Consider the following 23,564-nt stretch of genomic DNA (forward strand, 5'->3'; position numbering starts at 1 on the left):
GATTAATATATGGTCATATTCTTTTCTTTGTACTGTTCAAAGATCTTGATGGCCTCTTCGCGGCCCATCTGCCGCAAGGCCAGCGTATCTTCGTCGGCGCAGCCCCGCTTGATGAAATCGTAAATGAAGTCGTCGCGGAAGCCGATGGCGGCGGCGTCTTTGGCGCTGTTGCCGTAATACACCGTTTTAATATTCGCCCAGATGATGGCCGAAAGGCACATGGGGCAGGGTTCGGCCGACGTGTAGAGCTCGCAGCCCGATAAGTCGTACGTGCCGAGATTGCGGCAGGCGTCGCGGATGGCCTGTATTTCGCCGTGACAGGTCGGGTCGTTGTTTTTCAATACTTCGTTATGGCCGCGTCCGACGATGACGCCGTCCTTGACAACGACGGCGCCGAAAGGTCCGCCGTGGCCTGTTTCTAGGTTTTTTGCCGATTCGCTAATGGCTTCGTCCATGAAATTCATCGTATATCATTCCTCCATGATTCGCAGATTTCTTTTTACGCTTCGCATATTATACCATAGGCAGGCGGGAAAACGAAATGGTTTGGGCTGCCGGACTTGTTTTGTATGAATGAATAGATAATCAAAACGATAAATGATATAATAAGAGAGATATTTTGTATTATGTGTGCTACAGAAATTTAGGAGGACTACTATGAAGTGCCGCTATTGCGATAGAGAAGCCGTCTATGACGACGGCATGTGCGAATCGTGCCATCGCTTGTACCAGCAGTACGAGCAGGCCGAAGCCAAGGTTATGTCGGATCACGAACGGGACAGCTTCCGCGGGCAGACGATCGAAGAAGATGGTACGGTACGGGACGAACAGAAAGCCTATGAGGAGCAGATGCGCGAACAGCAGCGCCGCCGTTCAGGCGTGCGCATCATCACGTCGGGGTTGTCCTGGCGCGTCAAGCTGGCCCTGGGCTTTATCGTATTCTGCATCGTCGCCGTCATCATCAGCGCCCTTGGCTTTATCATCATGGCGATGCCCTATTTGCTGGGCGCGCTGGTCATTTATTTTGTATATAACATCGTCAAGGCGTTTCTGCATCGGTAAGAGGAGGCTGACATGAAGGAAACATTGTTGATTATAGATGGAAGCAGCCTGTTATACCGGGCCTTTTACGCCATCCCTTCCCTGACGGACAGCCAGGGCCGGCCGACGAACGCCGTGTACGGCTTTTTGAACATGCTGCTTAAATTGTACGAGCAGCTGGAGCCCCATTACGTAGCCGTAGCCTTTGACAAGGACAAGCATACCTTCCGAAACGACTTGTACGACGGCTATAAGGCGACGCGCAAGCCGGCGCCCGACGACCTGCGGCCCCAGTTCCCCTTGATACGGGAAGTGCTGGAATGCCTGGGCATTCATGTCCTGGAGCTGGAAGGCTATGAAGGCGACGACATTATCGGCACCGTTGCCCGGCAGATGGAAGCGAAGGATTTTCACATTGACATCGTGACGGGAGACCGCGACGCGCTGCAGCTCGTCGATGAAAACGTCACGGTCCATTTGACGAAAAAGGGTATTACGAATATGCTGGCCGTTACGCCTGACGTCATGGCGGCGGAATACGGCTACGCGCCGTCCCAGGTCGTCGACATGAAGGCCCTCATGGGTGATACGGCCGACAATATTCCCGGCGTTCCCGGCGTCGGAGAAAAGACGGCGGCGAAGCTCATCGCTCAATTTCAGCATGTAGAGACACTGTACGACCGTATCGGCGAAGTGAAGGGCAAGAAACTGCAGGAAAAGCTGGCCGACAACAAGGACAAAGCTTTTTTGTCCAAGGAACTGGCGACGATCTGCTGCAGCGTGCCCGTCGAGTATAGTCTGGATATGTTCCTGCCGCAGCCGCGCAAGGAAGACGTATCCGCCTTGTTCCGCAGCCTGGGCTTTAAAAACATGCTGTCCCGGTTTGCTGCCTTCGACCGCTTTGCATCCTTAGCTGATGAGGAACCGGCACAGGACGTATCCCTGCAGCTGCTGGACGACTTGCAGCCCCAGGACTTGGCCGGCCAGGTCGTCGCCGTAGAAGGCGTGTATGAATCGGCTGCGCCCCTGCCTGTGCTGAAGGCTTTAGCTATTGCGGGAAGGCAGGGCGTGTTCGTCGTGCCGGCAGGACGGGAAGGAGAGTATCTCCGCGCCTTGGCCGACGCGGCCTTAGTCGTCACGTCGCAGGGCAAGCAGCTCGTCAAGGCGGCGTCGCCTTATACGGACAAGCGCCTGCCCTTGGCGGATATCATATTGGCAGCGTATTTGCTGGATCCGACGCGGACCGCCTATGGCCTGGCGTATTTATCGGAAAAATTTGCCGTGCCTTTGCAGGAAAGCGGCGACGAAGCCTTGCGCCTGGCCGGCGACGCGCAGTTTTCCTTCGACGTCTGGCCCAAGGCGGCAGAAGCCTTGGAGCAGGCCGGCTTGACGACCTTGTACGATACGATTGAAATTCCCTTGATTCATACGCTGGCCGTTATGGAAATGAACGGCTTTACCGTCGATACGGAACGGCTCATGGATATGGAACGGGAGCTGTCGCTGGAAGCGGACAAGCTGGAAGAGGAAATTTACGACGATGCCGGCGAGACCTTCAACATCAATTCGACGAAGCAGCTCGGCGTCATCTTATTTGAAAAGCTGGGATTGCCGGTTATCAAGAAGACGAAGACAGGCTATTCGACAGATTCGGCCGTACTGGAAGCCCTCATGGACCAGCATCCTATGATCCCGAAAATACTGCAGTTCCGGGCTTTGAAAAAGCTGATTTCCACCTATTTGGACGGCTTGGAACCCTTGATTTCCCGGGAAACGGGCCGCATTTACACATCCTTTAACCAGATGGTCACGGCGACGGGCCGCCTGAGCAGCTCGGACCCGAACTTGCAGAACATTCCTATCCGAACCGAGCAGGGACGCAAAATCCGCTCCTTATTCGTGCCGGGCGAAGGATACGACTACATCGTATCTGGCGACTACTCGCAGATCGAGCTGCGCCTTCTGGCTCATTTGTCCCAGGACCCGACGATGATCGACGGCTTCAAGAAAAATCAGGACATCCATCGCCGCACGGCGTCGGAAGTATTCGGCATTCCCTGGGACGAGGTCACACCGGAGCAGCGCTCTCACGCCAAAGCCGTCAATTTCGGCATTATTTACGGCATCAGCGACTTCGGACTGGCCCGCAATATTTCGATTTCCCGTCAGCAGGCCAAGGAATACATCGACTCCTACTTCGCCCGCTACAGCACGATTCACGCTTACATGGACAAGCTCGTGGCGGAAGCCCGCGAAACGGGGATGGCCAAGACCATGTTCGGACGCATCCGCACGCTGACAGATATTAACAGCAAGAATTTTACGCGCCGTTCCTTTGCCGAGCGGACGGCGATGAACACGCCAATTCAGGGCAGCGCCGCCGATATCATCAAGCTGGCCATGAACGCCGTTCAGGACGAATTGGAACGCCGCAGCTTGCGAAGCCGCCTTCTCGTGCAGGTTCACGACGAGCTCGTCCTGGAAGTGCCGGCTGACGAGCGGGAAGAAGTGGAAACGCTGCTGAAGGATACGATGGAACACATCGTGACCTTGTCGGTGCCCCTGGTCGTCGATATTCACTGCGGCCGGAACTGGGAAGAAGCGAAATAGGAGGAGTTATATGCCTGAATTGCCGGAAGTAGAATCGGTGCGCGCCTATATTGAAGCGCACGCAGTGGGAAAACGGATTGAAGACGTACGGCTCTTGCTGCCGCGCCTGGTGAAAAACACGACGCCTGAAGAATTTTGCCGCCTATTGACGGGACAGACGATATCAGCCGTCAGCCGCAAGGGAAAATATTTGCTCCTTCGCTGCAGCAGCGGCCCGTCTCTGCTCGTGCATTTGCGCATGACCGGCAGCCTCATCTATCAGGAGGAGTACGAAGAAATACGAGGACAGCGCATTATTTTCGTATTAAATGAAGGATATATCCTGTATCGCGACGTCCGCACCCTCGGGTGCCTGTGGCTCGTGCCGCCGGAGGGGCCGACGGGTATTTCCGGCTACGATTCGCTGGGACCTGACGGCAACAGCGACGAATTTACTCTTTCCTATTTGCAGGAGTCCCTCCAATCGTCGAAGCGTTCCGTCAAATCCTTTTTGCTCGATCAGATCTGCGTAGCCGGCTTGGGCAATATTTACGCCGACGAGGCGCTGTTCCTTGCCGGCGTCAGGCCCCAGCGCCGCTGCTGTGATATAAGCCCCGACGAATGCCGCAGACTCCACGAGGCCATTGGGGTCGTGCTGCGGCAGGGATTGGCCCATGGCGGCACGACGATACGCGACTTTATCAGTGGCAATGGCCAGGAAGGGTCGAACCAGGCCTTTTTGCAGGTATACGGCAAAGAAGGGACGCCGTGCCCGCGCTGCGGCCATACGATTATCTATACGAAGTTTGCCGGCAGGGGAACGCATTATTGCCCTCACTGCCAGGTGTAAGGAGGAACTTGTCATGTATCGCATTGGATTGACCGGCGGGATTGCGTCGGGAAAAAGTACGGTCGTATCGATGCTGCGGGAGCTCGGCGCGTCCGTCGTGGACTGCGACGTCCTGGCGCGCGATGTCGTGCGGCCCGGCACGAAGGGGCTGGCTGCCGTAGCGGCGGCCTTCGGCCCGAAAGCAATAAGAGAAGACGGGACGATGGACCGGGCCTATATCGGCGGCGTCGTGTTCAACGACGCTGAACGCAAGGCGGAACTGGAAGGCATTTTATTTCCCTTGATTTACGAGCGAATCGACGAAGAACTCCGGCGCATAGATGAAGGGGAGAAGAAATCCTTCGTTTTTCTTGACATGCCCTTATTATTTGAGATAGAATATCAAGCGTATGTCGATGAAGTATGGCTCGTATGCGTAGATGGGCCGACGCAGCTGGAACGGCTCATGGCCCGGAATCATTTTTCACGGGAAGAAGCGGAGGCCCGCATTCGTGCGCAGATGCCTGCAGAGAAAAAACGCGCCCTGTCGCAGGTCGTCATCGACAACAACGGCGCCTTAGCTCAAACGGAAGAACAGGTGCGGGCGCAGTGGGCGCTGCTGATGGATAGAATTCAAAGAGGATAGGAGACTGCGTTGAGACGGAAGACCCAGACAAAAGATAAAATTATCATAGCAGTAGTGCTGGCGTGTTTTTCAGCGACCTATTTCTGCTCGTGGAAAGACGACGTGCTGCGGAAATTCGTCTATCCTCTTCAGTACGACTACATGGTGCGCCAATATTCGTATGAAGACGGCGTCAGCCCCGCCTTGGTCGCGGCGGTGATTCTCGTGGAGAGCAAGTTCAACGAAGACGCCTTTTCCCATCGCGGCGCTTCGGGGCTGATGCAGATCATGCCGGAAACGGGCGAATGGATTGCCGGAGAAATGGGAATCGAAAATTTTACGCCGGACCAATTGACAAATGTGCAGACAAATATTAAAATGGGTACGTGGTATCTGGCCTATCTTCTGCATGAGTATGACGGCAATAAGGTATTGGCCCTGGCTGCGTATAACGCCGGCCGCGGACACGTCGACTCCTGGATGGAAGAATATGGTTGGGAAAAAAATTTTTCAGAAATTGAAAAAATACCCTTTACAGAAACGCGAGAATATGTTAAGATAGTTTTGTTGAATGAACAGCAATACAAACATCTTTACAAGTTTTAATTGACTATGCGGTTGTGGCGGAATGGCAGACGCGCTGTCTTCAGGCGGCAGTAATCTTTCGATTGTGTGGGTTCAACTCCCACCAACCGCACCATTTTTTTCTCTTATGGATGAAGCATTGATTGAAACATTCAAACAATGGAATATTGCATCTATTCTCCCACTTCAGGTGGGAGATTTTCAGTTATTGACGGAATATCGCATGGTGCAGGAAAACGGCGGCGATAAAGAGTACCTGCTGTTTGCCTATTGCAACGCCGACAATAACTGGTCTGTACGGGCGATATTCAATCCCGATTCGGAAGAGTTTTCCGTCCGCACGGACATCGGTATGCTGGAGTTTGCCCTGATCGAGTTTATTACCAGCGATTTCGCCATGTTCCGGGCGATGGTGGAAGACCGGCTGGCCCGGATCATCCGCGACTACTATGTAGAGCCGAGCCGTAATTTCAGCGTCATACTGAAGAACAAGGGCCTGCCCGACGTAGACTGGGATGAGTTCCTTCCGGCAGAATACGGCGGATTCCGCTGCCTCATCCGGCCGAATCAGGCCGTGCGGATTATTAACGGCTCCTACATGATTCTTTCCTATTACCAGAAAGAGTCGCGAAGCGGCTTGTCCGTCATGTACAACGTCCTCCGCGACGATTTTTTTGCAGAGCGGCGGATTCATAACTTTCCAAATTTGGTTCATGATTTTGACGGATCGTCCCTGGAGGGACTGAAACGGGCGCTGCAGCAGCGTCTGCTGCCGGTGCTGGGCTCTATTTCAGCCGATATATCCTGATTTGCCCTTGCGGCGTTGTCAGAAGGCGGCTGAAGTGGTATACTAAACGTAATTTAGATTCTTTTATGTGAGAGTGGGTGCGAGCCCACTCTTAACTTTTACCTGTATGAATTTTTAGAAGGATAGCTGGTGAATGGCATGAAGCGTGAACATATTGAAACAATGATTTCTCAGGAAGTAGAACGGATTATCAGCGGCACGGATTTGGAATTGGTCGACGTCGAATATGTCCGCGAAAAAAACTGGTACCTCCGCGTATTTATCGACAAAGAAGGGGGCGTCGATCTGGAGGACTGTCAGGCTGTCAGCGAAAAGCTGAGCAAAGTCCTCGATGAAAAGGACCCTATACAAGAAAATTATCTGCTGGAAGTATCGTCTCCGGGACTGGACCGCATCTTGAAAAAGGATAAGGATTTTGTCCGCTACGCCGGCAGAACCGTGGATATTCACTTTTTCCAGCCCTACAACGGCAAAAAAGACCTGGTAGCCGATTTGGTAGGGAAAGGCGAAGACGGCAAGCTGACCGTCCGGGTCGATGGAAATGAAGAGATATTAGATATGAAAACTATATCGCAGGTTCGTCTGCATATTGATTTTTAATGGAGGGTGTAACCGTGAATAAGGAATTGCTCAATGCTATTGCGTTTTTGTCTAAAGAAAAAGGGGTTTCGACAGACGTCATCTGCGACTCCCTGGAAGCCGTGCTGATTACGGCCTATAAGAAGGAGCCGGAAGCCAACCCCCTGGCCGACGTAGAGCTGAATCGGGAAACGGGCGATTACCGCATCGTAGCGGCGAAAACCGTCGTAGAAGATGTCGTCAACGACCATGGAGAAATCTCCCTGGAAGACGCCCGCAAGCTGAACCCGGAATACGAAGTCGGAGACGTGGTTAACGTCGACGTAACGCCGTCCAATTTCGGCCGCATCGCTGCCCAGGCTGCTAAGCAGGTTATGATCCAGCGCCTTCGCGAAGCGGAACGGAGCATCGTCTACGACGAATTTTACAATCGTACGGACGACATCATTACCGGCCTGATTCAGCGCATTGAAAACAAGAACGTCTATGTCGACCTGGGCAAGGCCGAAGCAATTCTGCCGGCGTCGGAACAGATTCCGACGGAAACCTATACGGTCGGCCAGCGCATCAAATGCTACGTCGTGGAAGTGCGCAAGACGACGAAGGGCGCGCAGATCCTCGTATCGCGTACCCATCCCGGCTTGTTGAAGCGGCTCTTTGAGCTGGAAGTGCCGGAAATCTACGAAGGCGTGGTGGAACTGAAATCTGTAGCCCGCGAACCGGGCCGCCGTTCCAAGATCGCCGTGTATTCCCGCGATGAAAACGTCGATTCCGTCGGCGCCTGCGTCGGCCCGAAAGGGAGCCGCGTGCAGAATATCGTGACGGAACTGCAGAACGAAAAAATCGATATCGTCAAATGGGACGAAGACCCGGCCGTGTACATCGCCAACGCCCTGAGCCCGGCCCAGGTCGTTTCCGTTACCGTCGACGAAGGGGAAAAGGCGTCGAGCGTCGTCGTTCCCGATTATCAGCTGTCCCTGGCTATCGGCAAGGCCGGCCAGAACGCCCGCTTGGCGGCTAAGCTGACAAATTGGAAGATCGATATTAAGAGCGAAAGCCAGGCCGCTGTTCTGGCAAGCGAAGGAGTATCTTCCGCCGATGAAGAAGAGGAACAGGAAGACATCCTGAGCGAATTGGATATGCCGGCGGCTGAAGACGGACAAGGCGAAGCCTGAGGAGGTATAGATGAAAAAGAAGAAGATACCTCTGCGCGTCTGCGCAGGCTGTCAGGAACAGAAGAGCAAGAAGGAAATGATCCGCGTCGTCCGCACGCCGGAAGGCGCCGTGGAAATCGACAAGACCGGCAAGAAATCCGGACGGGGCGTGTATATCTGTCAGAATTCGGCTTGTCTGGAAAAAGCCTATAAAGAACATCGTCTGGAACGGTCTTTAAAGACGAAGGTATCCGACGAAATTTATGAAAGCCTGCGGCAGGAGTTGTCATGACCGCGCAGGAACGAATCGGCAACCTGCTGGGACTTGCCTGCCGGGCCCGCAAGACGATTTGCGGCGATTTCGCGGCAGAGAAGCATTTGAAGAACCATACGGTTCCCATGCTGTTTTTGGCAGCAGACGGCGGAGCCGACAACGTGGAAAAGTACCGCCGCCTGGCAGAACGCAAAGGGATTGCCGTCGTAGATATATTGACGAAGGAAGAGCTGGGCAGGGCCGTCGGAAAGATGCAGAACGTCGTCGTTCTGCTGACGGACGCCGGTTTTGCCAAGGCTGTAGATAAAGTGTTGAGAACGACTGAAAAGGGGGTAACTAGATGACAAAACGTGTATACGAAGTTGCAAAAGAATATGGCGTATCCGCCAAAAACGTCATCAAAGTATTAGGCGATCATAATATCAAAGCTGGTAATTTTACGGGCATCGACGATTCGATGAGAGCCATATTAGATAAATCCTTTAAGGAACCCAAGAAGGCTGAGAAGCCGGCAGAACAGAAAAAAGGAATGGAAGGAACTGGCCGCAAAGTGAACGATAACAACCGCGCTAAGCAAGCGAAACCGCAGGAAGGACAAAAACAAGGAAATTCCCATAAGCAAAATCGTCCTGAACAGGGAAATAACGCCAAGAAGCAGGCTCAGCCGGCGCGGAACGGCAATAAAAATCAGCAGAGCGGTTCGTCCGGTCAGAATCATCAAAACAACCGCGGCCAGGACAATAAGAAAAATGCCGGACAGCAGAACGCAAAGTCGTCGGGCAGCCAGAACAACCGCCAGAATGGAAATCAGCAAAATAAGCAGAATCAGCAGAACAACGGCGGCAAGCGGACGAAGTTCTTCGGTCGTTCTTCGCAAAACGGCGACGAAGGCCAAAATGCCGGCCGCAGCGACAATAAGAAAAATAAGCGCAATCAGAATAACAACAACCCCAACGGCAAAAACAACAGACCTCACACACTTTTATCTAACGTGTTGAACAAAGGCAAAAATAAAAATAACAAGAACAACAAGAAGCAGGGCGGCCATCACGATATGGGCGGCGGCGAACCGGCGAAGAAAAAGAATTACCCCACGTCTATCGAGCTGCCGGAAACGATTATCGTCAAGGATTTCGCGGAAAAGCTGGGCCGTGAAGTCGGCGAAGTCATTAAAAAGCTGCTCATGGGCGGCATTATGGCGACGATCAATCAGGAAATCGACTTTGAAACGGCTTCTCTGATTGCCGACGAATTCGGCGTAACCGTTACGCAGGAAGCGCCGCCGGAAGATCCGACGGAAATCGAAGAAATCATCGATGCGCCGGAAACGCTGAAGGTCCGTCCGCCTGTCGTTACGATCATGGGCCACGTCGACCACGGCAAAACGAGCCTTCTCGACGCGATTCGCCAGACGAACGTGACGAGCCACGAAGCCGGCGGCATTACGCAGCACATCGGCGCTTACCAGGTACGCTACAACGGCAAGAAGATCACCTTCATGGATACGCCGGGCCACGAAGCCTTTACGGCAATGCGCGCCCGCGGCGCCCAGGTTACGGATATCGCCGTCCTCGTCGTCGCGGCGGACGACGGCGTTATGCCGCAGACGGTCGAATCCATTAACCACGCCAAATCGGCCGGCGTTCCCATCATCGTCGCCATCAACAAAATCGATAAGGAAAGCGCCAATCCGGAACACGTCATGCAGCAGCTGACGGAATACGGCTTGATCAGTGAAGAATGGGGCGGCGACACGATTATGGTTCCCGTGTCGGCTCATAAGAAAATCGGCCTCGACGACTTGCTGGAAAACATCCTCGTCCTGGCGGAAGTTTCCGAATTGAAGGCCAACCCGAACCGTCCGGCCCAGGGCGTCGTCATCGAAGCGAAGCTCGACAAGGGCCGCGGCCCCGTCGCGTCCGTCCTGATCCAGAAGGGCACGCTCCACGTCGGCGACACGATTATCGTCGGTCCCTGCTTCGGCAAGGTCCGCGCCATGAACAACGAACGGGGCGAACGGGTTAAGAAAGCCGAACCGTCTATCCCTGTGGAAATCCTCGGCCTCAACGACGTGCCCGAAGCCGGCGATATCCTCGACGTGACCGATGAAAAGACGGCCCGCAGCGTAGCGGAAAAACGAATGGAAAAGAAACGTTCGTCGGCCCTCCACGTCAATGCGAAGGTAACTCTCGACGATTTGTTCAACCAGATTCAGCAGGGCGAATTGAAAGAACTGCCCCTCATCATTAAGGGGGACGTACAGGGTTCTGTCGAAGCCCTGAGCCAGTCCCTGCTCAACATTAAGAGCGACGAAGTGCGCATCGCCATCGTCCATGCCGGCGTCGGCGCTATTTCCGAATCGGATATCATGCTGGCCTCGGCATCCAACGCCATCATCATCGGCTTCAACGTCCGCCCGGACGCGGCGGCCCGCAAGGCGGCGGAACACGACAACGTCGACATGCGCATGTACCGCGTTATTTACGACGCCATCAACGACGTGGAAGCGGCTATCAAAGGGATGCTGGAAAAGAAATATGAAGAACACATTATCGGCCGCGCCGAAGTCCGCAAGGTCATTACGACGCCGAAGGTCATCGTCGGCGGTTCCTACGTCAAGGAAGGCAAGATTACGAACAACGCTAAGATCCGCCTGATCCGCAACGGCATCGTCATTCATGACGGCGAAATCGACGGACTGCGCCGCTTTAAAGACGACGTCAAGGAAGTGGCTTCCGGATACGAATGCGGCATTACCCTTGAAAAATACCGCGACATCAAGGAAGGCGACGAAATCGAAGCCTATGAAATGGTGGAAGTCGCGCCGGAATAATAAAGTGAGGAAATACATATGGGAGAATTGCGAGTCCGCAAAATACAAGAATTCATCAAGCAGGAAGTTTCCAACATCCTGCTTCGTGAATTAAAAGATCCGCGCCTCGGCTTCGTCACTGTGACGGACGCGCGGATTACCGGCGATTTGCGCGAAGCGACGGTATACGTCAGCCTCTTTGGCAAGGCTGAGGAAAAAGAAAATACCCTGAAAGCGCTGAAAAACGCGACGGGCTATATCCGCACGGAAGTGGGCCGCCGCTTGGGCATACGCTATTCGCCGACTATTGAATTTAAAGAAGATACGTCTCTCGATTACGGCATGAAAATCGATAAAATACTTCGTGATATAGAAAAAAAGGACTGAGTTTCATGAATTGTTCATCTCAGGAAGTACGCCGTATTCTGGAACAGCATGACCGCATCGTGCTGACTGCTCACGTCAGCCCCGATGGCGACGCTATAGGCAGCCTGCTGGCGATGCAGGAATGGCTGGAAGGCCTGGGCAAGGAGGTTGTCGTGGCCGTGGACGACGACATAGACGACAAGTTTTTCTTTCTGCCGCTGGCGGAACAGATACGGCGTCCCGACCAGGTGCAGACCGACGCCTCCTGGCTGACCGTCGTGCTCGATGCGACCGGCATGGATCGCATCGGCGCGGCTGATGCCTTGGCGAAGGGGAAGGTCCTGAATATTGACCATCATATTTCCAACCTCCATTTTGCCGATTGGGAATATGTGCGGCCGGACTGCGCTGCAACGGGCGAGATTTTAACCGAACTGTTGGCGGACTGGCAGGCCGAACTTTCGCCGTCTATGGCGAACGCCTTGTACATGGCCATCGCGACGGACTGCGGGTTCTTTAAATTCAGCAATACGACGGGCCATACCCTGCGGATGGCGGCGCTGCTGGTCGAAGCCGGCGCGCAGCCGAACGTCGTTTCCGAGCATTTGGAAGCCCGGTCTTTGGCAAAGCTTCAGGCCTTGTCGGAGGTGCTGCGCCATATTGAATTGTTCGGCGAGGGCCAGGTTGCCTGCCTTTCGTTTACGCCGGACTTGCTGCAGTATACGGGCGAGCATACGGGAAGCTATATTGACTACATCCGCACGATTCAGGGCGTCGACGTGGCTTTTACGGTAAAGTACGTCGGGGCGGAAGAAACGCGGGTCAGCCTGCGGTCTAAGCGAGCCGATGTCAACGCTGTCGCTTCCATGTTCGGCGGCGGCGGCCACGTGCGGGCAGCAGGCTGCACCGTGGCGGCGCCGCTGGAAGAAGCAAAAAAAATGATAGTGAAGGAACTTTTAAAAGTAAAATGATAAATGGAATCGTCAATGTATTAAAAGCGACAGGAATGTCGAGCCATGACGTAATCGGCCAGATGCGCCGCATATACGGGATGAAGAAGATTGGCCACGCCGGAACGCTGGACCCTTTGGCTGCCGGCGTGCTTCCCGTGTATCTGGGTCAGGCGACGCGGCTGATTGAATATGGAGACAACGGGATAAAGACATATCATGCAGAGTTTGCTTTAGGCTTTGCTACGGATACGGAGGACAGCACCGGCGAAGTCGTCGCCAGCGCTGCTGTCCCCGATTTGTCTGCTGAGGATATATCCTCCGTGCTGGCGTCGTTCTGCGGCGATATCGAGCAGACTCCGTCCCGTTATTCCGCCATCAATGTTAATGGCGTCAAAGCGTATAAGCTGGCCAGACAAAACGCTGATTTTACATTGCCGGGCAGGCGGGTCACGATATATGAGATCCGCCTTTTGTCGTATCAAAACGGACGGGGCGTCATTGCCGTGACATGCTCTAAGGGGACCTATATCCGCTCGCTCATCCGCGATGTCGGCGAAGCGCTGGGGACTTATGCCTGCATGACTTATCTTGTCCGCGTCCGGGCCGGCGTTTTTGATATTGCACAGGCAGCTTCGCTGGAAGAATTGGAAGCCGATCCGCAGGCCTATATCCTGCCTGCCGACATGGCGATTCAAGACCTTCCTAAGGCGGTTTGTACGGCGGAAAAGTGTGCCCGCCTCCTGCAGGGCCGCGCGGTGCCCTTTGCCGGCAAGGGGCTCGCCCATGGCGACGTGCTGCGGGTCTATACGCCGGAACGAAAATTGGCCGGCATTGCTCATTTCGATAAAGAACATCATGTCATACGTCCGCATAAGATGTTTGCCGACGTACTGTGAGGTAATTATACGATGCAACTATTCCATTCCTTTCAGGAAGTAACGAATTGCCAAGGCGCCGTCGTTGCGCTGGGGACCTTTGACGGCGTGCATCTGGGCCATCAGAAGGTCATGCGTACGGCTATCGACAAGGCGGCGGAAACGGGCGGCAAATCTGTTGTCGTCACCTTCGCAGCCCATCCTCTTTCCGTGTTGTGCCCGGAAAAAGAGCCGATACGGCTGGCTACGGTCGAGCAGAAAATCCAATATATTGCCGGAGTCGGCATCGACGCCCTGGTGCTGCTGCCTATGACCCGGCATCTTCTCGACGAAACGCCGGAGGAATTTTGCCGGCAGCTGCTGGAATATCTCTGCCCGGCGGCTATCGTCGTAGGGGAGAACTTTACGTACGGCGCAAAAGCTGCAGGGAATACGCAGACGCTGCGCGAGTTCATGGCGGGACATCATATTCCCGTCATGGCCCTGACGCTGCTGGAACGGCCGGGCCGGTCCACGCCGATCAGCAGCACGGTCATCCGCCGCCTGGTCACGATGGGGCACATGGAAACGGCAGAAGCCCTGCTGGGGCATCCCTTCGCCCTGCAGGGGAAGGTCGTACAGGGCGACCGCCGGGGACGGCTGATCGGGTTTCCAACGGCTAATATGCTGATACCGCCGCAGATGGCCGTGCCGCCTGACGGCGTATATATAACGGAAGTAGAATGGCAGGGCCAGCTGCTGCCGGCCATGACGAATATCGGCGCCAATCCGACCTTTGCCCACCAATACCGCCGCATAGAAACGCACATCCTGCAATGGAGCGGCGATATGTACGACGAGGACATCGTCGTTCGCTTCCGGAAGCGGCTGCGCCCGGAAATCCGCTTTGACAGCAAAGAAGAGCTCATAGACCAGATGGAAGAAGATAAACGTAAAACTTTAATCTATTTCTCATCTAACGATAATTGAAAGAAACTCATATTAATGATATAATAATGACATAGGGAAACAGGGGACATTTAATCATTAAGGAGTGATTGGTAATGAAATTTTCAGACCTCGCTATGGGCTTAAAGGCTTCGGAAATCCGTGAATTGCTTAAGTTGACGACTATGCCGGAAGTAATTTCCTTCGCCGGCGGCTTGCCTGCGCCGGAATTATTCCCGCTGGAAGAATTAAAGAAAGTCGACGTAGAAATTTTGAGCAAAGAAGGCCAGCTGGCTGTACAGTACGGAACGACGGAAGGCTACCTGCCTCTCCGCGAAAAAATTGCCGCTCGCATGAAAAAGGCTTTCCAAGTCGACTGCACGCCCGAAGAAATCGTCATTACTTCAGGTTCTCAGCAGGGCCTGTCCTTATTGGCGCAGATTTTCCTCAATAAAGACGACGTCATTTTAGTAGAAAGCCCGACGTATTTAGGCGCTATCAACGCCTTTAAGCTGTGCGATCCGAAATTCGTCGAAGTTCCGACGGATGAAAAAGGCATCATTCCGGAAGAATTGGAAAAGATTTTGGCCGAATACGGCGACCGCGTCCGCTTGATGTACGTTATTCCTGAATTCCAGAACCCGACGGGCATTACGTGGCCGATGGAACGCCGCAAAGCCTTTATGGATATCGTCAACAAGTACGATTTCCCCGTCATTGAAGACGATCCGTACGGCGAACTCCGCTATGACGGCGACGTCGTACCGTCCTTGAAATCCATGGATACGAAAGGCAATATTATCTTCCTGGGCTCCTTCTCGAAGATCTTTATGCCTGGTCTGCGCGTAGCCTGGATGGTTGCCGATCCCGTTATCATTGACAAGGTTGTCAAATTGAAACAGGCCGTCGATCTCCAGTCTTCGTCCTTTGCACAGCGTCAGGCGTCGTACTTCATCGATATGTTCGATTTGGATGCTCACGTTGAAAAGATCAAAGCTCTCTATGGCAAACGCCGTACCCTCATGTATGATTCCATGAAGGAATATTTCCCCGAAGGCGTTACCTTTACGTATCCTGAAGGCGGCTTATTCACTTGGGTAACCTTGCCGGAAAACATGGATGCAAAAGAAATTATGCCGAAGGTATTGGAAAAGAACGTTGCGTACGTTCCGGGCGGCCCGTTCTATCCGAACGGCGGCAATGCAAACCACTTCCGCCTCAACTATTCCAACATGCCGGAAGACCGCATTGTAGAAGGCATTAAACGCTTAGGCGCAGTATTGAAAGAAGAAATGGGCAAATAAGTTGCGCCCTGAAAGAAACGCGACGCGTCACGAAAGCGTGTAGACTGACAAAAGGCTTATAGGGCCTGCACGTATGCAGGTCTTGTAAGCCTTTTTGATGTTTTGCAGTATGGGACATGGGTATGTATACGGTATGCGCATATTTTGTTTGACTTGTTTGTATAATCATTGTAAAATGATAATGCACGTATATTGATTTGGCTCAAGCTGAATCTGCATTTTTTTGTTGCAGGCGCATTCGTATCATAGTGAGCTGAATAAGCGATACGGTGCGTTTTTTATATGAAAGACGAGTATCGCCTCGTTGCGGTGCAACGGCGACACTACGTGTATAGTTTGGAGGCCTTATTGATAATGGATCAGCTTCAGCAGTTATGCAGACAAGTTCGAAAGGACGTCGTCGAGGCTATTTATTTAGCCGGCTCCGGCCATCCCGGAAGCTCTCTGTCGGCTGTGGAGATTCTGGTAACGCTGTATTTCACCGACTTGCTTCGGTGTATTCCGCAGCAGCCGAAATATGAGGGGAGAGATCGGTTTATCTTATCGAAAGGCCACGCGGCTCCGGCATATTACAGCGTATTGGCCCATAAGGGCTATTTCCCCTTAGACTGGCTGCCGACGCTGCGTTCTTTAGGCAGCCCGCTGCAGGGACATCCGAATATGGTCAAGCTGCCTTGTCTCGATTGCGCCGTCGGGTCCTTGGGACAGGGATTGTCCATTGCCAACGGCATAGCCTGGGCTTTGAAATACCGTCATGAAACGCCTCATGTGTTCTGCCTTATCGGCGACGGCGAACAGCAGGAAGGGCAGATTTGGGAAGCGGCGGCCTTTGCGGCCCATCATCATCTGGATAATGTCTGCCTTATCGTAGACTGCAACGGCATGCAGCTTGTCGATTCGCTGAAAACAATCAAGGATTTACAGCCCTTTGACGCCAAGTGGGAGAGCTTTGGCTGGAATGTCATGACTGTTGATGGACATGATATAGATAAACTCTATCAAGTATTGTCGGAAGCGAAGGCGCATACAGGATGTCCGACTGTCGTCCTGGCCCAGACTATAAAAGGAAAGGGCGTGTCATACATGGAGAACCAGGCCGACTGGCATGGCACGGCGCCGAATGAAGCGCAGTATGCTGCCGCCATGAAGGAATTATCTCAGGAGGTGCTGTAATGGAGTGTATACCTATGCGCGACGGCTACGGAAAGGCGCTGCTGGAATTATGCCGCCTTCACGATAACGTCATCGTCATGGATGCCGACGTGGCAAAATCGACGCGAACCGACTGGGTGCGTACAGCCTATCCGCAAAAATATCTGAACGTAGGCATTTCGGAACAGGATTTAGTCGGCACGGCTGCCGGCATGTCCCTGACGGGGTTCGTCCCATTCGTGTCTACGTACGGCGTGTTTCTGACTGGCCGGGCGTGGGAACAGATTCGCAATACGGTCGGGTATAATCGCCTGAACGTCAAATTGGGCGGCGCTCATGCCGGCATTTCCGTAGGACCCGACGGCGGGACCCATCAGGCTCTGGAAGACGTGGCGCTCATGCGGACGATCCCCAATATTATGGTCGTCGTTCCCTGCGATTATAAGGAAACGTATAAGGCGACGATGGCCGTATACGATATGACAGGGCCTTCATATATCCGCTTCAGCCGTAATCCCGTGCCCGTCGTCACCGACGACGACACGCCCTTTACGATTGGAAAGGTCTCTGTATTCCGGAAAGGGACGGACGTTACAATTTTTGCCAATGGCATCATGGTGTATCAAAGCCTGGAAGCGGCGAAGGCCTTGGCCCGTGAAGGCGTTTCCGTACAAGTCGTCAACGTCCATACGGTCAAGCCCTTGGATGAAGACGGCATCGTATCCTGCGCCGCTGCGACGGGAGCCGTCGTCGTATGCGAAGAGCACCAGCGCATCGGTGGGCTGGGAAGCGCTGTATGCGAATGCCTGGCTCAGCGCTGCTGCGTGCCTGTCGAATTGGTTGGCATTCGCGACCGGTTCGGCGAGTCGGGCCGGCCAAACGAATTGCTGGAAGCTTACGGCTTAGGTCCCAGCCACGTGGCAGAGGCTGTCAGGGCTGTATTGAAACGAAAATAGAAAAAAGCTGTCATGAAGGAGAGGTTCTGCATCATGACAGCTTTTTATTAATAGGATAGATTTTTTCTGAACTGCAGAATCGCCCGGCTGGGGATTTGCGCGGAGAAGATGCCGATGGTCATTAGGACGCAGCCCATGAACTCGCGCATGCTCATCCATTCGCCGAGCAGAAGCACGCCGGCCAACGCGCCGAAAATCATTTCGAAACTGCAGAGGAGCGATGCCTCCGTCGGCGGGACCTTGCGCTGGGCGACGATTTGCAGGGTATAACCGACGCCGCTGGATAAAATGCCGCAGTAGAGGATGGGGACCGCCGAGGCGACGATCATGGCGAGGGTCAGCGTTTCTCCGTAAAAGGGCATAGCGATAAAGTTGTAGCAGCCGCAGGCGATAAATTGGCCGACAGCCAGCTTGATGCCGGAAAAATACGGTACGAACCGGTCGATGAATAAAATATGCAGGGACCAGAAGACGACGCCGATGAGATTCAGCAGGTCGCCGAAGTTGACGGCATCGCCGCCGCCGTGAAAAGCCAGCAGATACAGTCCCGACACGGCAATGAGGCAGCCGAGGATATGGGCCAGGCGCAGTGTATTTTTCATCAAGAGGCCGATCAGGGGGACGGCTACGATATACAGGGACGTGATAAATCCCGCTTTGCCGGCCGTAGTATAAATGAGTCCAACCTGCTGAAGGGAAGAGCCGGAAAACAGGAAAAATCCCAGAATCGCGCTGGCCGTCACGAGGGTCAGCCCCTTAGGCGGAGCCGCGTAGGTTTCCTTGTCCTTGCGGCGGTTCATATACAGTACGGGAAAAAGGGACAGCGCGCCCAGCCAGAACCGGAGCCCGTTGAAGGCGAAGGGGCCGATCGTTTCCATGCCCGTGCGCTGGGCTACGAAGGCGCAGCCCCAGACGAGGGCTGTGAGTAAAAGCATAAGTCGATATTTCACGTGCTGATGCTCCTTTCGTATAAAAATATGCAGAACGAATTTATTATACCATGAAACCTGCGGCGAATACAGGGGCCGCCGCAGCGCCGGCAGAGCTGGCCGGGCAACGGAATGGCAAAATTTCATTGCTCCTATTCATTCATATGATGTATAATATACGTAGAATTAATTTGGAGGCGAGTGTATTGTATACTAATGCATTGCTGACGGACCTGTATCAGCTGACGATGATGCAGGGGCTGTTTTTAGAAGGCAAACACGAGCAGTACTGCGTGTTTGACCGGTATTACCGGAGCAATCCGTTCAACGGCGGCTATACTGTCGTCGCCGGATTGGAACACTTGATCGACTATGTTTCCCGCATCCATTTCAGCGATGACGACATAGACTACTTGAAACAGACGGGGATTTTCTGCGATGAATTTCTCGAATATCTGCGGACTTGGTCTTTTACCGGTGACATCTACGCCATGCCGGAAGGCACCGTGGCTTTTCCGCAGGAAGTACTCCTGCGCGTTCATGCCAAAAAAGACGAATGCCTGCTCTTAGAAACGTGCATGTCCATGATCATGAACCATGAAAGCCTCATCGCTACGAAGGCCCGCCGCGTCCGTACCGTCGCCGGCAAAGACGCGCTGATGGAATTCGGCCTGCGCCGGGCACAGGGAGAATCGGCCGGCGTGTACGGCGCCCGTTCGGCAATGATCGGCGGCTTCAACGGCACGAGCAACGTGCTGGCCGGCGCATTGTTCCACATCCCTATTCTGGGGACGATGGCTCACAGCTGGGTTATGAGCTTTCCGACGGAACTGGAAGCGTTCCGCGCCTACGCCCGGCAGTATCCGAACAACCTCATCCTGCTGGTCGATACGTACAATACTCTCAAGCAGGGCGTGCCCGACGCCATTACGGTTTTCCAGGAAATGAAGGAAGCCGGCACGCTGCCTAAGTCTTACGGCATCCGCTTGGACAGCGGCGACTTGGCCTACTTGTCGAAGGAAGCCCGCCGGATGTTTGAGGAAGCAGGTTTCGGCGACGCCGTGATCGCCGCGTCGAACGACCTGGATGAAACGCTTATTTCCGAATTGAAGATTCAGGGCTGCGCTATCAATTCGTGGGGCGTCGGCACCAATCTGATTACGGCGAAGGGCAGCCCGTCCCTGGGCGGCGTATTCAAGCTCGTCGGCCAATACGACGGCGATGCCTTCGTGCCGAAAATCAAGATGAGCGACAACGCCGAAAAAATTTCGAATCCAGGGATCAAAAACGTCCTGCGCATTTACGATAAAAAGACGGGCAAGATGAAGGCGGACATCATCGCGTTGGAAGGAGAAACGATCGATCCGACGCAGGACCTGCATTTGACCAGCGACAAAGCGCCGTGGCGGTCGCGGCTGATTCCGGCCAATTCCTTTGAAGTCAAGACGATGCTCCAGCCGATTTTCCTGAAAGGGAAGCTGGTCTACGACCTGCCGTCCTTGTCGGATATCATCGCCTATGCGGACGAACAGATGGACAGCTTGTGGCCTGAATACCAGCGCCTCGTCAACCCGGAAGAAATGTGGGTACAGCGCAGCGCTAAGGTTTCGGCATTGCGGGAAAAGGTTTTGAAAGAAGAATCGTTGCATTTCTTTTAAGCAGCATGAATAGGACACTGCATATTCCGGCCAACGGGATGTGCAGTGTTTTTTTATGGCATAGGCGGACTCTTGCGTACTATGATATAATACATCATATATGCGTTTCTTGTAGTTGAAATAAGAAGGTGGACGAATGAAAGGGACGATTTTGGGCGATATTGTCGGTTCGCCTTATGAATTTTGCGCAAGTCCGGTTAAGACGAAGGATTTCATCTGGTTTGCCGAGGGCTCGCGGTTTACGGACGATACGGTGACGACTGTGGCCGTCGCGGCGGCCTTAGCCGAAGGAAAGGAATCGCGCTGCGGGTATATCAAGCCGCTGCGGCGGCAGCTGAAATACTGGTGCCGCCGATACCCAAACGCCGGATTTGGCCGGCAGTTTGCCTGCTGGTTTTCGTCGGACGACAGCGCGCCGTACGGAAGTTATGGCAACGGTGCGGCCATGCGCGTAGCGCCTGCCGCTTGGGTTGGCCGTTCGTTGGACGAGGTGCAGGCCCTGGCGGAAATTACGGCCCTCGTCACTCACGACCATCCCGAAGCCATTCAGGGAGCCGTTGCCGTGGCGTCCGCCATATATTTAGCCCGCACCGGGAGCAGTAAAGACGATATCCGCGCTTATATGAGGAAGTATTTTTATCCCTTGACGGCATCTCTCGATGAAATACGGCCTGGATATGCCTTTACCTGCCGGACAGCGGACAGCGTGCCGGAAGCGATTGAAACGTTTTTGGAAAGCGATAGTCTGCAGGACGCTATTGGCAATGCCGTGTCCCTAGGAGGCGATACGGATACGCAGGCGGCTATAGCCGGATCCATTGCCGAGGCGTTTTACGGCGTGCCCGACCGGCTGTGGCAGAAGGCCTGGTCCTACTTGCCGAAGGATATGCAGTCTGTCGTCATAGCTTTTGAAGGGCAATATATGAAGTAAGGATCGATACCATGAACAATACAGAACTGTTAACGAAATATGAAAGGCTGCGCTCTATCGTCGCCGATATGGAAAGCGTCGTCGTCGGTTTTTCCGGCGGCGTAGACAGCACCTTTTTGACCTATGTTGCCTGGGACGTATTGGGAGATAAGGCCTTGGCCGTAACGGCCGTGTCGCCGACCTTGCCTGAAGGGGAAGAGCGCGCAGCCTGCCAGCTGGCGGCGCAGATGGGAGTCCCCCATGTCGTCATGCCGTCGCAGGAGTTTGAAAATGAGGAATTTGTCAAGAATCAGCCGGACCGCTGCTATATCTGCAAGAAAATACGTTTTACTGCCTTAGCGGCTTTGGCGAAAGAGCGCCGGTACCGGTGGGTCGCCGACGGCAGCAACGTCGACGACTTAGGCGATTACCGTCCCGGCATGAAGGCCCTGAAAGAATTGGCCGACGTCGTGCGCAGTCCCATGGTGGAAGCGGGGCTGACGAAGGGGGACATACGGGAGCTTTCAAAACTGCTCGGCCTGCCGACGTGGAACAAGCAGAGCGCGGCCTGCCTGGCCAGCCGGATTCCCTACGGCGTGCCCTTGTCGCCCCAGCGTCTGCGCCAGGTCGACCAAGCCGAGGCGTACATCGCCCCCTTTGTGAAGGGGTCATTGCGCGTGCGTCACCACGGCGACGTCGCTCGCATCGAAGTGGGACGAGACGAAATCCCGGCTGTGCTGCAGCATGGAGAGGAAATCGTCCAGGCCCTGCGCGGCTATGGATTTACTTACGTGACCGTCGATTTGGGCGGATATGCCATGGGAAGCTTAAACGAAGGAATCGAGACGAGGGAGGAAACATAAATGGCAATTACGAAGAAAATAAAGCAGGAAATGCTGCAGCGGTTTCAGGATCAGTACGGCATCATGAAGCCGGCTCTGCATTATACGACGCCTTTCGAGCTCATGATAGCCGTCATCTTATCGGCCCAGTGTACGGACGAACGGGTAAACATCGTCACGGCCGGCATGTTTCCGGAATATAACACGCCGGAAAAGATGCTGACCCTGGGCCTGGAAGGTCTGGAAGAAAAAATACGTACCTGCGGCCTGTATCACAGCAAGGCCAAGAACATCTTAGCCAACTGCGCTATCTTGTGCGAACAGTACGGCGGCGAAGTGCCTCAGACCTTTGACGAACTGGTCAAGCTGCCCGGCGTAGGTCGCAAGACGGCGAACGTGCTGGTCAGCATCTTATTCGACACGCCGGCCATCGCCGTGGACACGCACGTATTCCGTGTGTCCAACCGCTTGCAGCTGGCCGAGGGAAAGACGCCTCTGGAAGTCGAAAAGGGCTTGCAGAAAGCTATTCCCGAAGAATGGTGGAGCCGGGCTCATCACTGGCTCATCTGGCATGGCCGCCGCGTATGTAAGGCCCGCAAGCCGGCCTGCGACGACTGTTTCCTGGCCGACCTGTGTCCTGCCTCGTCAATTGACAAAAAAGCTAAAACTCGGTAAGATAGAACATGCTTAGGCTACAGCCATTTTAATAATGGGGGAGGGTTCATTCAATATGGATTTAAAATACGTAAAGGGCAGCTATATGGATGAAATCATGTGTGAAGGCAGGCCGGTCTTGTTCATGCTGGAAGGGCTGGAAGAAGGCCGGGACGAAGAAGCTCGCCGTTATGGCGAATACGTATGGGAATGGATTTTGGCGCACCGCTCCCGCGTTATGGCCCACGCGCCCCTCATCGCTAATTTTAAAAATAAGAAATGGCGGGCTGACGGAGAGCCCGAAGTATCGGCAGAGGAAATATGCGGCTACCTGCAGCGCATCAATTCCGTGTACGTGACCTATAACGGCGGCTTTGATATCTTCTTCGATACGAACAACGTCTTTGAAGAACGGTCCATCGTCGTTTCTATGGGCAAAAACTTCGTCTTTAAAGGCGTTAAGCTCCTTTAATATATTGTCGAAATACGAGTGATGTGATACAATAAAAACAGTCTTGACAGTGAGGTGAAAGATAATGGCAAAACATATCATTACGATTAATACGGAATCGATTCAGAAAACGACGCAGCATGCTGGCTGCAGCGAATGTCAGACTTCTTGTCAGTCCGCTTGCAAAACGTCCTGCACCGTAGGCAATCAGGTCTGCACGAAATAATCAACATTGTTTATGAGGACGCCCTTTACCGTCAGGTAAAGGGTATTCTTGTTGTATGGAGGAAT

General features: G+C 53.8%; 26 protein-coding genes and 1 tRNA gene. 25 read left to right on the forward strand and 2 right to left on the reverse strand.

Annotated features, from left to right (window positions below; genetic code table 11):
- Positions 1-2: 2 nt before the first annotated feature.
- Complete coding sequence (locus B5F80_RS01070) at positions 3-464, reverse strand: nucleoside deaminase (protein ID WP_198643550.1); 462 nt, start codon at positions 462-464, stop codon at positions 3-5.
- Between the two features lie 193 nt (positions 465-657).
- Here B5F80_RS01070 and B5F80_RS01075 point away from each other — a divergent pair, with 193 nt between their 5' ends.
- From B5F80_RS01075 to B5F80_RS01165, 19 genes are all read left to right on the forward strand, one after another.
- Positions 658-1,062 (forward strand): signal peptidase complex subunit 2, encoded by a 405-nt coding sequence (locus B5F80_RS01075; protein ID WP_232818842.1) that lies wholly within the window; start codon positions 658-660, stop codon positions 1,060-1,062.
- A 12-nt stretch (positions 1,063-1,074) separates the two neighbouring features.
- On the forward strand, positions 1,075-3,651 hold the full coding sequence (polA, locus tag B5F80_RS01080) for a DNA polymerase I (protein ID WP_087476952.1): 2,577 nt from the start codon (positions 1,075-1,077) through the stop codon (positions 3,649-3,651).
- A gap of 10 nt (positions 3,652-3,661) precedes the next feature.
- The gene (gene mutM, locus B5F80_RS01085) at positions 3,662-4,480 is read left to right on the forward strand and encodes a bifunctional DNA-formamidopyrimidine glycosylase/DNA-(apurinic or apyrimidinic site) lyase (protein WP_087476953.1); all 819 of its coding nucleotides are present in this window, start codon (positions 3,662-3,664) and stop codon (positions 4,478-4,480) included.
- A gap of 13 nt (positions 4,481-4,493) precedes the next feature.
- Positions 4,494-5,105, forward strand: coding sequence for a dephospho-CoA kinase (coaE, locus tag B5F80_RS01090; protein WP_087476954.1), 612 nt, complete (start codon positions 4,494-4,496; stop codon positions 5,103-5,105).
- Positions 5,106-5,114: 9 nt separating this feature from the next.
- Positions 5,115-5,690, forward strand: coding sequence for a lytic transglycosylase domain-containing protein (locus B5F80_RS01095; protein ID WP_087476955.1), 576 nt, complete (start codon positions 5,115-5,117; stop codon positions 5,688-5,690).
- A gap of 8 nt (positions 5,691-5,698) precedes the next feature.
- Positions 5,699-5,784: transfer RNA gene (locus B5F80_RS01100), tRNA-Leu, on the forward strand.
- 93 nt (positions 5,785-5,877) lie between these two features.
- Positions 5,878-6,477: a hypothetical protein gene (locus B5F80_RS01105; protein ID WP_087476956.1), complete on the forward strand. Its 600-nt coding sequence runs from the start codon at positions 5,878-5,880 to the stop codon at positions 6,475-6,477.
- Positions 6,478-6,615: 138 nt separating this feature from the next.
- A complete protein-coding gene (rimP, locus tag B5F80_RS01110; RefSeq protein ID WP_087476998.1) occupies positions 6,616-7,077 on the forward strand; it encodes a ribosome maturation factor RimP in 462 nt (153 codons plus the stop codon).
- A 14-nt stretch (positions 7,078-7,091) separates the two neighbouring features.
- Positions 7,092-8,231, forward strand: a complete 1,140-nt coding sequence (nusA, locus tag B5F80_RS01115; protein ID WP_087476957.1) for a transcription termination factor NusA — start codon at positions 7,092-7,094, stop codon at positions 8,229-8,231.
- A 10-nt stretch (positions 8,232-8,241) separates the two neighbouring features.
- A complete protein-coding gene (locus B5F80_RS01120) occupies positions 8,242-8,502 on the forward strand; it encodes a YlxR family protein (RefSeq protein WP_087476958.1) in 261 nt (86 codons plus the stop codon).
- A complete protein-coding gene (locus B5F80_RS01125; protein ID WP_087476959.1) occupies positions 8,499-8,828 on the forward strand; it encodes a ribosomal L7Ae/L30e/S12e/Gadd45 family protein in 330 nt (109 codons plus the stop codon). The genes B5F80_RS01120 and B5F80_RS01125 overlap by 4 nt, the downstream gene beginning before the upstream one ends.
- Positions 8,825-11,317 carry a translation initiation factor IF-2 gene (infB, locus tag B5F80_RS01130; RefSeq protein WP_087476960.1) on the forward strand — a complete coding sequence of 831 codons (2,493 nt, stop codon included), beginning with the start codon at positions 8,825-8,827 and terminating at the stop codon, positions 11,315-11,317. Before B5F80_RS01125 ends, infB begins: the two co-directional genes overlap by 4 nt.
- 18 nt (positions 11,318-11,335) lie before the next feature.
- Positions 11,336-11,683 (forward strand): 30S ribosome-binding factor RbfA, encoded by a 348-nt coding sequence (gene rbfA, locus B5F80_RS01135; protein WP_087476961.1) that lies wholly within the window; start codon positions 11,336-11,338, stop codon positions 11,681-11,683.
- A gap of 5 nt (positions 11,684-11,688) precedes the next feature.
- Complete coding sequence (locus tag B5F80_RS01140) at positions 11,689-12,633, forward strand: bifunctional oligoribonuclease/PAP phosphatase NrnA (protein ID WP_087476962.1); 945 nt, start codon at positions 11,689-11,691, stop codon at positions 12,631-12,633.
- Positions 12,630-13,511 carry a tRNA pseudouridine(55) synthase TruB gene (truB, locus tag B5F80_RS01145; protein ID WP_087476963.1) on the forward strand — a complete coding sequence of 294 codons (882 nt, stop codon included), beginning with the start codon at positions 12,630-12,632 and terminating at the stop codon, positions 13,509-13,511. The genes B5F80_RS01140 and truB overlap by 4 nt, the downstream gene beginning before the upstream one ends.
- Before the next feature lie 12 nt (positions 13,512-13,523).
- Positions 13,524-14,459: a bifunctional riboflavin kinase/FAD synthetase gene (locus tag B5F80_RS01150; RefSeq protein ID WP_087476964.1), complete on the forward strand. Its 936-nt coding sequence runs from the start codon at positions 13,524-13,526 to the stop codon at positions 14,457-14,459.
- A gap of 74 nt (positions 14,460-14,533) precedes the next feature.
- The gene (locus tag B5F80_RS01155; protein WP_087476965.1) at positions 14,534-15,721 is read left to right on the forward strand and encodes a PLP-dependent aminotransferase family protein; all 1,188 of its coding nucleotides are present in this window, start codon (positions 14,534-14,536) and stop codon (positions 15,719-15,721) included.
- A gap of 354 nt (positions 15,722-16,075) precedes the next feature.
- Entirely contained in the window at positions 16,076-16,894 is an 819-nt protein-coding gene (locus B5F80_RS01160; protein ID WP_087476966.1) for a transketolase, read from the forward strand.
- On the forward strand, positions 16,894-17,829 hold the full coding sequence (locus tag B5F80_RS01165; RefSeq protein ID WP_087476967.1) for a transketolase family protein: 936 nt from the start codon (positions 16,894-16,896) through the stop codon (positions 17,827-17,829). The genes B5F80_RS01160 and B5F80_RS01165 overlap by 1 nt, the downstream gene beginning before the upstream one ends.
- A gap of 47 nt (positions 17,830-17,876) precedes the next feature.
- On the opposite strand, the gene B5F80_RS01170 is transcribed toward B5F80_RS01165, so the two are convergent.
- Complete coding sequence (locus B5F80_RS01170) at positions 17,877-18,779, reverse strand: DMT family transporter (RefSeq protein WP_087476999.1); 903 nt, start codon at positions 18,777-18,779, stop codon at positions 17,877-17,879.
- A gap of 185 nt (positions 18,780-18,964) precedes the next feature.
- Between B5F80_RS01170 and B5F80_RS01175 the strand changes: the two genes are divergently transcribed.
- The 6 genes from B5F80_RS01175 to scfA all read left to right on the forward strand — a co-directional run bounded on the left by B5F80_RS01175 (position 18,965) and on the right by scfA (position 23,499).
- Entirely contained in the window at positions 18,965-20,416 is a 1,452-nt protein-coding gene (locus B5F80_RS01175; RefSeq protein WP_087476968.1) for a nicotinate phosphoribosyltransferase, read from the forward strand.
- A 136-nt stretch (positions 20,417-20,552) separates the two neighbouring features.
- Positions 20,553-21,347: an ADP-ribosylglycohydrolase family protein gene (locus B5F80_RS01180; RefSeq protein ID WP_087476969.1), complete on the forward strand. Its 795-nt coding sequence runs from the start codon at positions 20,553-20,555 to the stop codon at positions 21,345-21,347.
- Positions 21,348-21,358: 11 nt separating this feature from the next.
- Complete coding sequence (gene larE / locus B5F80_RS01185; protein WP_087476970.1) at positions 21,359-22,189, forward strand: ATP-dependent sacrificial sulfur transferase LarE; 831 nt, start codon at positions 21,359-21,361, stop codon at positions 22,187-22,189.
- Entirely contained in the window at positions 22,190-22,843 is a 654-nt protein-coding gene (gene nth, locus B5F80_RS01190; RefSeq protein ID WP_087476971.1) for an endonuclease III, read from the forward strand.
- Positions 22,844-22,898: 55 nt separating this feature from the next.
- Positions 22,899-23,294, forward strand: coding sequence for a hypothetical protein (locus B5F80_RS01195; RefSeq protein WP_087476972.1), 396 nt, complete (start codon positions 22,899-22,901; stop codon positions 23,292-23,294).
- Positions 23,295-23,358: 64 nt separating this feature from the next.
- Positions 23,359-23,499 (forward strand): six-cysteine ranthipeptide SCIFF, encoded by a 141-nt coding sequence (gene scfA / locus B5F80_RS01200; protein ID WP_087476973.1) that lies wholly within the window; start codon positions 23,359-23,361, stop codon positions 23,497-23,499.
- The last annotated feature ends 65 nt before the right edge of the window (positions 23,500-23,564 follow it).

The organism is Megasphaera sp. An286 (assembly GCF_002163455.1).
GTDB lineage: Bacteria > Bacillota > Negativicutes > Veillonellales > Megasphaeraceae > Megasphaera > Megasphaera stantonii.

What these genes read in the sequence shown, in the direction of transcription:
- B5F80_RS01160 (WP_087476966.1), top strand. Translation starts at nt 16,076, where the DNA reads ATGGATCAGCTTCAGCAGTTATGCAGACAAGTTCGAAAGGACGTCGTC.
- B5F80_RS01125 (WP_087476959.1), top strand. Translation starts at nt 8,499, where the DNA reads ATGACCGCGCAGGAACGAATCGGCAACCTGCTGGGACTTGCCTGCCGG.
- truB (WP_087476963.1), top strand. Translation starts at nt 12,630, where the DNA reads ATGATAAATGGAATCGTCAATGTATTAAAAGCGACAGGAATGTCGAGC.
- B5F80_RS01150 (WP_087476964.1), top strand. Translation starts at nt 13,524, where the DNA reads ATGCAACTATTCCATTCCTTTCAGGAAGTAACGAATTGCCAAGGCGCC.
- B5F80_RS01180 (WP_087476969.1), top strand. Translation starts at nt 20,553, where the DNA reads ATGAAAGGGACGATTTTGGGCGATATTGTCGGTTCGCCTTATGAATTT.
- larE (WP_087476970.1), top strand. Translation starts at nt 21,359, where the DNA reads ATGAACAATACAGAACTGTTAACGAAATATGAAAGGCTGCGCTCTATC.
- B5F80_RS01140 (WP_087476962.1), top strand. Translation starts at nt 11,689, where the DNA reads ATGAATTGTTCATCTCAGGAAGTACGCCGTATTCTGGAACAGCATGAC.
- B5F80_RS01075 (WP_232818842.1), top strand. Translation starts at nt 658, where the DNA reads ATGAAGTGCCGCTATTGCGATAGAGAAGCCGTCTATGACGACGGCATG.
- B5F80_RS01070 (WP_198643550.1), bottom strand. Translation starts at nt 464, where the DNA reads ATGAATTTCATGGACGAAGCCATTAGCGAATCGGCAAAAAACCTAGAA.
- B5F80_RS01155 (WP_087476965.1), top strand. Translation starts at nt 14,534, where the DNA reads ATGAAATTTTCAGACCTCGCTATGGGCTTAAAGGCTTCGGAAATCCGT.
- rbfA (WP_087476961.1), top strand. Translation starts at nt 11,336, where the DNA reads ATGGGAGAATTGCGAGTCCGCAAAATACAAGAATTCATCAAGCAGGAA.
- coaE (WP_087476954.1), top strand. Translation starts at nt 4,494, where the DNA reads ATGTATCGCATTGGATTGACCGGCGGGATTGCGTCGGGAAAAAGTACG.
- scfA (WP_087476973.1), top strand. Translation starts at nt 23,359, where the DNA reads ATGGCAAAACATATCATTACGATTAATACGGAATCGATTCAGAAAACG.
- B5F80_RS01165 (WP_087476967.1), top strand. Translation starts at nt 16,894, where the DNA reads ATGGAGTGTATACCTATGCGCGACGGCTACGGAAAGGCGCTGCTGGAA.
- polA (WP_087476952.1), top strand. Translation starts at nt 1,075, where the DNA reads ATGAAGGAAACATTGTTGATTATAGATGGAAGCAGCCTGTTATACCGG.
- rimP (WP_087476998.1), top strand. Translation starts at nt 6,616, where the DNA reads ATGAAGCGTGAACATATTGAAACAATGATTTCTCAGGAAGTAGAACGG.
- infB (WP_087476960.1), top strand. Translation starts at nt 8,825, where the DNA reads ATGACAAAACGTGTATACGAAGTTGCAAAAGAATATGGCGTATCCGCC.
- nth (WP_087476971.1), top strand. Translation starts at nt 22,190, where the DNA reads ATGGCAATTACGAAGAAAATAAAGCAGGAAATGCTGCAGCGGTTTCAG.
- B5F80_RS01195 (WP_087476972.1), top strand. Translation starts at nt 22,899, where the DNA reads ATGGATTTAAAATACGTAAAGGGCAGCTATATGGATGAAATCATGTGT.
- mutM (WP_087476953.1), top strand. Translation starts at nt 3,662, where the DNA reads ATGCCTGAATTGCCGGAAGTAGAATCGGTGCGCGCCTATATTGAAGCG.
- B5F80_RS01120 (WP_087476958.1), top strand. Translation starts at nt 8,242, where the DNA reads ATGAAAAAGAAGAAGATACCTCTGCGCGTCTGCGCAGGCTGTCAGGAA.